The sequence below is a fragment of the Halobacillus sp. BBL2006 genome (assembly GCF_000786645.1).
Classification (GTDB): domain Bacteria; phylum Bacillota; class Bacilli; order Bacillales; family Halobacillaceae; genus Halobacillus.
This window is the reverse complement of sequence record NZ_JRNX01000142.1, coordinates 1-9,115: the sequence shown is the minus strand read 5'-3', so window position 1 is coordinate 9,115 and position 9,115 is coordinate 1. Positions and strand designations below refer to the sequence as shown.

The following is a 9,115-nucleotide window of genomic DNA, read 5'->3' as shown; positions in this document are numbered from 1 at the left end:
AAAAAAAGTAGAAAAGAAACCCATAATCAAGAATTAATATTATATATATCTAATCTAGAGTATAAGTTAAGTAATAGTGAGAATAAAATTAATACTTTGAAAGAGTTATCAAATCAGCGGTTAGAACATATCAAACTACTGGAAAAAGATTTAGTGAAGAAAAATAAAGATGCTTCAAAGAAAGTAAAGACATCAGAAGAGATTAGAATGGAAATTAAGAAAAAAGAGTGGGAAGAGATTGAAAATGATTTTAAAAAAGCTGCTATAAGAAGGTTAGAGGATGAGACAAGTGAACTAAGGAACAGGTTACTTGAATATGTTAGGACGAAGGATATACCCTTAGACCACTTTGAATATGCATTAACAAATTATAAAGGTGTTAATATCCTTAAAAAAGCACCGAGAACACATAAGTATGATAGAAATATATTAGAGAAATTTTTACCCAAAGAAGTTAAAAATAAAAAGAGTTGTACAAAATGGAAAAAAATACAGGAGGATTTTAATTATTGTTGTGCAATTACAGGAGTTAAACATTATGATTTTGAACACTTTATTCCAGTTCATACAGGGCATGGGGGGGCATATGAAGGTAATATAATACCGATGCATTCCAATTTAAACAGCATAAAAGGGAATAAAAATCCCTTTTACTGGTTTAGGGAAGTGCAAGAAGAAAGAAGACACAATATATCACTGAAACGCTGGGATGACCTAATAGGGTATTTAGCAGAAAAACATAATTTGTGTGTAGAAGACTACTTTAAATTTGTGAATTGGTGCTTTGCTAACCCAAGAACTAAGGAACAATTACAAATGGTTAATACCCCATCACTTGAACTCTGGAAACATTCTCGAACTATATTATAAAAAAGTTGTACGCTTATGGGAATGTTTAAGGGACGGCAGGTTTAAAATGTTATTTTTTATATCCTTTGATTTGTATAATTGTTAATGATAAGTGGAGGGGTGTAATTGGTTAAAGAATTTGAAAAAAGCATAAAATCTACTGCTATATTGTCTGATGATGAGGATTACAGATACAAATTAACTAGAGTTTGGGATGAAGGTAAGCCGAATGCAGCTGTCGTAATGCTTAATCCTAGTAAAGCTGATATGTTGATAACTGATAGGACAATAATGAACGTTACAAATTATTTAATGGAAAATAGTTACGGTTCAATCGCTGTTGTTAATTTATTTTCATATAGAGCAACAAACCCTAAGTTTCTTAGTCAAAGAGATGTGAAACAAGAGGCTCTTAATGATGAATACTTAATGCAAGCTTTTGCTGATTCTGATGTAATAATAGTTGCTTGGGTCAGAGCAAAGGATAAGTATGTAAGTAGAAAGAGGGAAGTCGAGAAGTTGCTTGGTGAATATAGAGATAAGATAAAATGTTTTGAAGACGGAAATGGAAAAAAACTAAGACACCCAAGAGATTTAGTATCTGATTGGAAACTGGTAAATTACAAATTTATGTATATCAATTAAGCAATTTGAGAATATTCAGTACCCATTAATACAAAAATTGTGCAAAAGGGAACTATAATAATCTAAAATTGTTGTCAGATTCTTAGTGAGATATCCCTAGGAAAAATACAACAGCAAATATTGGTTATTATAGTTCCCTATAGTCCTAAAAACTAACTTTTTGTATGTCTCTTTACTCAAACATACATCCACTTTTTATGTAGGTCATAAGCACAAGAGTCAGTAGCTTTTATATATATTATCACTAGGTGGTGTTAGGAGAAAAAACAGTAATTCTGAAAAAAACACTTGACATGACTCTTATGGATGAAATGCTTAAAAACCCCAGCATTTCTCTGCTGAATCTCTTAATTGCAGATAATTATTAAATTGTTAATAACCCTAGAGAAACACTACTGTTATAAGGGAAGCACCCCCGTTTTAGTATAATTTATTGTATGACGACCGCTATTAACAAGGTTGGAAGTTACATCAATAAATTATGAAAAGGGAGTACTAAGACAGTATGGAAAATATTTTTGAACACAATGTGAAATTAGAAAATCATGTTATTACAAAGCTATTAGAACAAAATGATAAAAGAGCATTGTTTATTTATACGTATGCTTTGAGATGGAATATTGAGAGGCCATGTGTAACAACTCAAATATCGTTAATACTAGAATTATTAGGAAAGCGACCAGTCGCTTCCAATATCAAATCGGTAAAAGAATCACTAAATATACTTGTAAGGATGAACTTAATTAAGGTTTTCTCAGATATCACGCTAGATAATTCTGCAGATATTAACTCATTAAAAAAGAATGACCAAATTTATATAATTGCGAAAGAACCACTCTCTGAAGAAAATTATACTTTAGTTAAGACAGATTATGTTGATAAGACGATGATTAACAGATTAAGACTTGAAAGAGAGGATATGGTTGCAACTGTATTGCTTTTAAGTCGAAATATTGAAAGAAAAGATGAAGTATTACAGATTTGTTGGTATTCTTCAGACAAACTTTCAAAAGAATTAAGGATTAGAAAATCAAGGTATTTTGAGTTGATAGACGGGTTAAAAGAGCTTGAAGTAATTTACTTTGAAAAGCTTGTATTTGAAGAAAAGGATAAAGAGCATCTTATTTATTCTATGTTTGGAGATAAAGAACACGTAACCATTGGGATTAATAAAGCTAAAAAACTTGGTGTTCTTGATAAAAGAGTTAAAAGTAGCAATAAAGATTCAGATGAGAATATCCTTATCCAAGAGGAATTGGATGGTGAAATAGTATTTACTAACAAAACGTATAAGGATGAAGATATTTTAGAAGCGATATATCAAATTAACATAGAAGGAGAATTACTTGGATTAACTCACATTGAATTAAATCATGGTTCTGTAGAGGTAATTAATAAAGTGTATAAGAAGCACGGAAAAGATATACTTCTCAAAGCGCTGAAAAATGTTGGCTTAGAAACAACAGATAAAGATAATCCAACAGGATATATGGTGAAGATGCTTCCTATTAGAGCGGTGGAAATATCTAATCAATTGAAGATATCACAGACAGCTTAAACTAGATACGGCATCTAATATGATAAAGCCTTCGAATTAAAAATAGTAAGAGGTAAATATCTAAAAAAGACAGGTAGCAATTAAGCACCCTGTCTTTTTATTGATTGTAGATGAGTGAAATGAGATGCTTTATCCGATATAGTTTTATATTTCAATGATAGTGCAAAAACTTAAAAGTTATTGCACTCTTTTACCGTCCTTGCTATACTTACCTTCAACAGGTGCAATAACTTAGTGTAATAAATAACTAGTGAAGAGTGAGGACTGATAATGAGATATGGATATGCAAGGGTTTCAACAACTGCTCAAGATTTAGAGGTTCAAATTCAAGCGCTTCAAGCAGAAGGGTGCGAGATAATATATAAGGAAAAATTCACAGGTACTAAAACAGATAGAACTGAATTTAATAAGGTACTGGAAGAATTACAAGCAGGAGACACATTAGTTGTTACAAAATTAGATAGATTTGCTAGGTCAGCACTCGAAGGTATTCAAACAGTTAAGGCTCTATTTGAAAGAGGAGTCAAAGTACACATTCTTAACATGGGGCTAGTGGAGAACAGTCCAACAGGTAGACTGATTTTTAATATTCTTAGTTCATTCGCAGAGTTTGAACGTGATATGATAGTTGAACGTACCCAAGAAGGTAAAGCATTAGCTAAGCAACGTGTTGATTTTAGAGAAGGTAGACCTAGAAAACATTCAAAAAAACAAGTACTCCATGCGTTAGAATTGCTTAAGACTCATACATACAAAGAAGTTGAGGCAATGACTGGAATTAAGAAGCGAACCCTAATTAACAGAAAGAATGAACTTAAAGCCAAATAAGTATAAGTGACTCCCATGGGGTCACTTTTATTTATCCTTATACTAATGGGGGTGTAATCCCACTTTTTCAAGGGTAGCGTTGTAGAAATAGCCCCTATGTACCCTCATCCACACGCCACAAAATAAGAAAATTAGAAATAAGCTGCGAATACCAATATTAATGAAAGTCCCGGGATTCTTAAAATACATGTTCGATAATGAAATTTATATAGTAGAAGAATAGAATTTTACTGAAGTAATGCCATAATAAAAAGTGTTATCTACCTCTTTTCTAGAAGATGATTTTAAAGGTTCTAATACAAGACCATCTATATAATATAATACTAGATTTAACGGAAGAATATGAACAAACTAGTGCATGTGTGCTGTTGACTGTTATGAATAATGACTAGAATGAAAAAGAGCAATCCATATATGGATTGCTCTTTTTTTGAATATATGTAATGTTAGGTTAAAAATAAACTAATGGACGAATAACATCCATCCTTTTACACAAATTACAATGGTTAAATAATGGAGACATGCAGAAAAAAGCAATATACAAAACAACCAAAGTGATAAAGGTTGGTTATTAGGAAGCTTATATTTTGTTAGGACATTTTCGAGTGATAGTCCGTATTGTCCCACTATCTATGCAAAAGATGATAGATATTCTAGTATTAGGAGGCTTCGTCTCCCTCGTAATTAAGATGTTGGAATAGAAGCCATCTATTAATACTTCTTCTACTATGTCTATCATGGAGTCTAATTGGAAAGTCAGCTTGTTCAATTCTCTTTACATAAGCAGTGCCTTCAAAATAGAAGAACATTCTTGGTTTATCGTCGAATACCCCAACTACTAAGTTATTAGCTAATTCTTGAGCCAATTCCCCTGAATTTCCAGTAAGAAGAAGACCTTTAGAATTGATATTATACACTTATTATTCCATCTCTTTTAAAAGCTCTTGTTAATTACTAAATTATACTATAGAAAACTTGAATAATATTTAACACCAATATACAGAATGTGAAGTAGTCATAAATATAGTAATAAGTTAGTTATCAATCAGAAAGGGGGATATGAATCTAAATTCAGAAGTAACTTACTTGGTTGCCCCCTAAATTTTAAATTACTCTTCTCTAACTTTTTTTAAAACATCTGCTATTTCATCATGGTCTTGTAACCATATTATTTGAATACCAAAAGAGTTAGCATCTAGTTCCTCAAATTCCTCCATTTTTTTTAATAGTGTTTTTGCAGTTTCATTTAACTCTAGATTAGCAATGGCTTTTTCAAGTCGTAATGAAGAATCGTTCCTTATTATTAACTCTAGCTTCCTCTTTACATATTCAAGTTTATATCTCTTTTTGAACATGTAATGTTGTTGATTAGAATCTTGACCTCTTTGAAGTTTTGCGATATCCAAAAGTCTTCTTATGTTCGGGTCATTTAGTGATATTCCTATTAAGACGCATGTTTTACCAGTGAACTTATTAATTTGAACAATATTATTCCAACTATATATATCATTGTACTGTTTATGGTATAAGTTCTCACTCAATGTAATAAAGGAATCTGTGTTTTCTTTATCGGCGTATTGAGGTAAATAACCATGAACATGATATATAGGCAATTCACCATTTTTAGGATTCATCCCTAATTTATATATTGATTTATAGGGGATTTCAACATCGCTAGAATTTAAAACCGTTTCCAAAACATCGTCATAATTATAAGTAATAATACTATCAAGGTTTGGACTTTTCCCTGGGGCTATACAGAATTGAAGTAGCTCCTTAATAGTTGAAGAATCAGCTTCCCTATTAATTTGAGAGTAAAGAGCGTCTCTAATTATTTCTTTGAAAGATTTACTACTATTTTGTTTTTTAAAATCCTCTTCTATAATTCTAGCCGAGATTAATGGACTACTAGGGAACAATTGAGGGAAAATCTTAGAAAGCACAAGAGGAACATCGTTTTCAGTTGAATCTGTACTAAAAGATTCAATTAATAATTTTTGAAGTAGGTTATCCCAACTAGGAAGGTTAAAAGGTACGGACACACCTGAACCAAGTACGAAAACTAATTCTTCATTTCTATAAGATTTTTTTAAATTTTCGATTTTTTTCCCACGAGGGATTCTATTTCCTTTACTAGTCTCTTGAATTGAAAGATTCTCCGTATAATTTTTTACCAAATCCCAATTCCACTTACTTTTATCTATAAGGAAAATAACCACCTCCATTGTTAATAAACTTAAACAGAATATTTGTGTAAGAAGCATTACCATTCTTACTAATCAGGTTGTAAAATCAATTATACCTATAATTTGAATTTAATTCCATAAAAGGGTGCTATTTTTTCACCTTCAAAAACTTAGGTTACTGTTTTGGTGTAACAGTATTTTACATTCCTTAACATGTTGCTCTATATCAAAATCCCTACTTTTATTCTGAGGAAAAGGTAGTATACTAAAGTTTTGTAAGATAAAGAATTTGAGTGGAGGATACAAAATGAATAAGATAAATGTAGAAATAACAGTTATTGGAGAATACTCTACGTTTGATGGATTGGTAAGTGAAGCAGAGAAACTTCCTAAAACTAGCAGAAATCATTATATGAAAGTCCTGGATTTGATTAAGAAAGAAGCAAAAAACGAGAAATTTTATTACCTTTCCACAGGAGCATTCAAAGGTACAACCTTCGGATATCTATTCTTTACAGATACAAAGGTTATCCTCATTGAAGTGAAACCACCATTTGGTAAGCTAAAGACTCATGTATATGAGTATAAGAATTATGACGAAGTGGACTACGACATGACCAATGCTCTCGGTATTACCAACAATATGATTTACTTTAACAAATCAGGATTATTTGGTAGCAAAAAAGATAGAGTAACACACATTTCTTCACCAAACTTCATGGAAATATATGAATTTGTGAAAATGTACATCAAGTAGTATTGTGTGAAAAAAAGACAGTCTAGGTCCTCGATAAAGAAGTGGAGTCTACCCTCTCCAAATCCTATCTAACTAGGAGGTTGATGATGAATAGAGTGGAAGAAGTTATTAGAGATTATCTAGCTGATAATTTAGGTTTTATCGAAGAAGGATTAGTGTTAATTGATAAAGAGTACTATTTACCTAATAAAGATGGGTCTAGGGGATACATAGATATATTAGCGACAGACTCCCAGAGTAATTTTGGGGTAATAGAAATAAAAAGGTCTGTACAAGCATCAAGACAAGCAATCCATGAAGTGATTAAGTACACAGCATTACTAAAACAAAAACATAAGGTAAAGGACAGTGAGATAAGAATAATAATAATTTCTACACATTGGGAGGAATTATTGACTCCATTTTCAGAAATGGCTACAGCAACTGATTATTTCGTAGAAGGATATAATATTAGTATTAATGACAATTACATTCCCTATAGCAAAAACAAAGTGCAACCATTAGAAAATTTCATATCGAGAAATTTCTCAGCGATGCAAATAGGCATTTATTGCAAAACTGATACTATAATGAAAACAATTTTAGATATTTTGCCAGAAAAAATTCGAGGATTAGGAATTAATAACTTTGTGTTCTTAGAAAAAGAGGCAATGATTGACGACAAATTCCCGAATCCTTATTGTCTTTACTTTGCATTATTAGAAGAGAGCTTGGAACGTTATTGGGGTATTATATATGAACTAGATTGTAAAAATGAATCTCACCTTGAGGATGTAGTTAATGAATATTTAAGCCAGCACGAAGATAGAAGTGTAGAGGTTGAGAAACATTACCTAGAGCAAGAGATTATTACTGAGGTTGTGAAAACTATAATAGGAATTAAGGACAAGAAACATGACTTTTTTATCGAGGGGGGGACTCCAGAAGGATTGGCCAGCAGTTTGCAATATTGGGAAGTATTAAATGTTAAAAGATATGGTTTTATAGAAGAAGATATAAGATTAACAGATAAACAAATCATAAAAGAGATAGTAGGGTTTGGCGGTGGAAATTTTGATGTGTTTATTGATTTCTATAATACACAACAAAAATTCAAGTACAATGAGATATCAGATAATATATCAACGACTTTATCTTTTAACAGAAAATGGGAAGATGATATTTTAAGGATTCTTAGAAAGCATAAGAGGGACAAGAATGCGAAAATTAGTCTGTATATTTACGACCCAAGCAATGTTCAAGAAAGTCTGTACACAGCAACTTATTCAAATAACAATACCTTACCTTCATATGAAGTAGTAGTGGATGTTAGTGATGGCGAAAATCCATGTGTATATATATATTACGGGAAGCTTATATGGAATGGAAAAAAAACGAATTTTGAAGACCTTATTAATGAACATTTTGAGGGCGAAGTATTTAATATATTATTTTATAAAACTATTCATTGCATTGAATCAATTAACAACGAAGTAATGAAAAATTTAGGTATAGAATATATTTCTGATTGCTTAATTATTGGGGGAGGCAAAGAAGAAGAGATTCAAGGAGAACCTAGAGGTGACAAAAGATTTGAGCTAACTTCTTTTTATGAGGAAAACCCTGAATTTATAAAGAAATTAGTTGAAGTATATAATGAGTATTCAACAAACCCATTTATTGTAAAGGAGCAAAATAGCGAATAAATAATTATGTTATGTTTGATTTAAGGTATTTACTAATAAAACTTCAATTTTATTAAAATATTTAAGGTAACTTTTGCAGTTCAGTTTATACCAAAGGTAAATAAAGAGTACTTATTCACATTGCGAAATTTTGAGTGGAGTTGAATGTAAAGCTGAATTTGGTGACTTATTTATCAAATTAAACTAGAAGTATCCATAGAGTGGTAAGGTGGGCGGTGAATTTTCACACTTCTCGGGTGCTTATATAAGCAGCGGGCACTAAGTAGTTGCATCCACACGTCATAGATGGTCGTCCATTCGACGTTTTGTCTACAAAATGCTTTTAGGGCTTGCTTGTTATGTTAGTGTTCTGTAGAAAGGGGAGGGGGAGTATATGTCAGGGGTTAAATTCTATTCTGAGTATGATATGATTTGTGGAGGAGAACTAGAGAAAATTATAAAGAAAATAAATAATGAAGATATCAACTCTGTATGGAGTGTCAATGATTTATTAGACTTTCATAACGTAATGAAATACATGAGAGTTGAAAGGTTTTGCGATATTATCGTTCAAGAGGCAAGTGTTGATATACCAACTTATGAAAAAAAAATTAAACAGAAAATTGGT

Annotated in this window: 7 protein-coding genes and 1 pseudogene; 7 read left to right on the top strand and 1 reads right to left on the bottom strand. The window is 31.3% G+C overall.

Annotation, left to right across the window (positions count from 1 at the left end):
* The 4 genes and pseudogenes from LD39_RS23000 to LD39_RS05210 form a co-directional block, all read left to right on the top strand.
* A pseudogene (locus LD39_RS23000) lies at nucleotides 1-870 on the top strand (hypothetical protein); the annotation flags it as partial.
* 105 nt (nucleotides 871-975) lie between these two features.
* Nucleotides 976-1,494: a DUF1643 domain-containing protein gene (locus LD39_RS21725; RefSeq protein WP_052158737.1), complete on the top strand. Its 519-nt coding sequence runs from the start codon at nucleotides 976-978 to the stop codon at nucleotides 1,492-1,494.
* Nucleotides 1,495-1,999: 505 nt separating this feature from the next.
* On the top strand, nucleotides 2,000-3,052 hold the full coding sequence (locus tag LD39_RS05215; protein ID WP_035543656.1) for a hypothetical protein: 1,053 nt from the start codon (nucleotides 2,000-2,002) through the stop codon (nucleotides 3,050-3,052).
* 270 nt (nucleotides 3,053-3,322) lie between these two features.
* Nucleotides 3,323-3,880: a recombinase family protein gene (locus LD39_RS05210; protein WP_035543654.1), complete on the top strand. Its 558-nt coding sequence runs from the start codon at nucleotides 3,323-3,325 to the stop codon at nucleotides 3,878-3,880.
* Nucleotides 3,881-4,989: 1,109 nt separating this feature from the next.
* Here LD39_RS05210 and LD39_RS05200 read toward each other — a convergent pair.
* Nucleotides 4,990-6,144 carry an SIR2 family protein gene (locus LD39_RS05200; protein ID WP_231572512.1) on the bottom strand — a complete coding sequence of 385 codons (1,155 nt, stop codon included), beginning with the start codon at nucleotides 6,142-6,144 and terminating at the stop codon, nucleotides 4,990-4,992.
* A gap of 229 nt (nucleotides 6,145-6,373) precedes the next feature.
* On the opposite strand from LD39_RS05200, the gene LD39_RS05195 reads away from it, so the two are divergent.
* The 3 genes from LD39_RS05195 to LD39_RS05185 all read left to right on the top strand — a co-directional run.
* Nucleotides 6,374-6,823: a PH domain-containing protein gene (locus LD39_RS05195; protein WP_035543648.1), complete on the top strand. Its 450-nt coding sequence runs from the start codon at nucleotides 6,374-6,376 to the stop codon at nucleotides 6,821-6,823.
* Between the two features lie 86 nt (nucleotides 6,824-6,909).
* Nucleotides 6,910-8,508, top strand: coding sequence for an endonuclease NucS domain-containing protein (locus LD39_RS21720; RefSeq protein ID WP_052158736.1), 1,599 nt, complete (start codon nucleotides 6,910-6,912; stop codon nucleotides 8,506-8,508).
* A gap of 373 nt (nucleotides 8,509-8,881) precedes the next feature.
* On the top strand, nucleotides 8,882-9,115 hold a 234-nt coding region (locus tag LD39_RS05185; RefSeq protein ID WP_035543644.1), incomplete at its 3' end, for a hypothetical protein.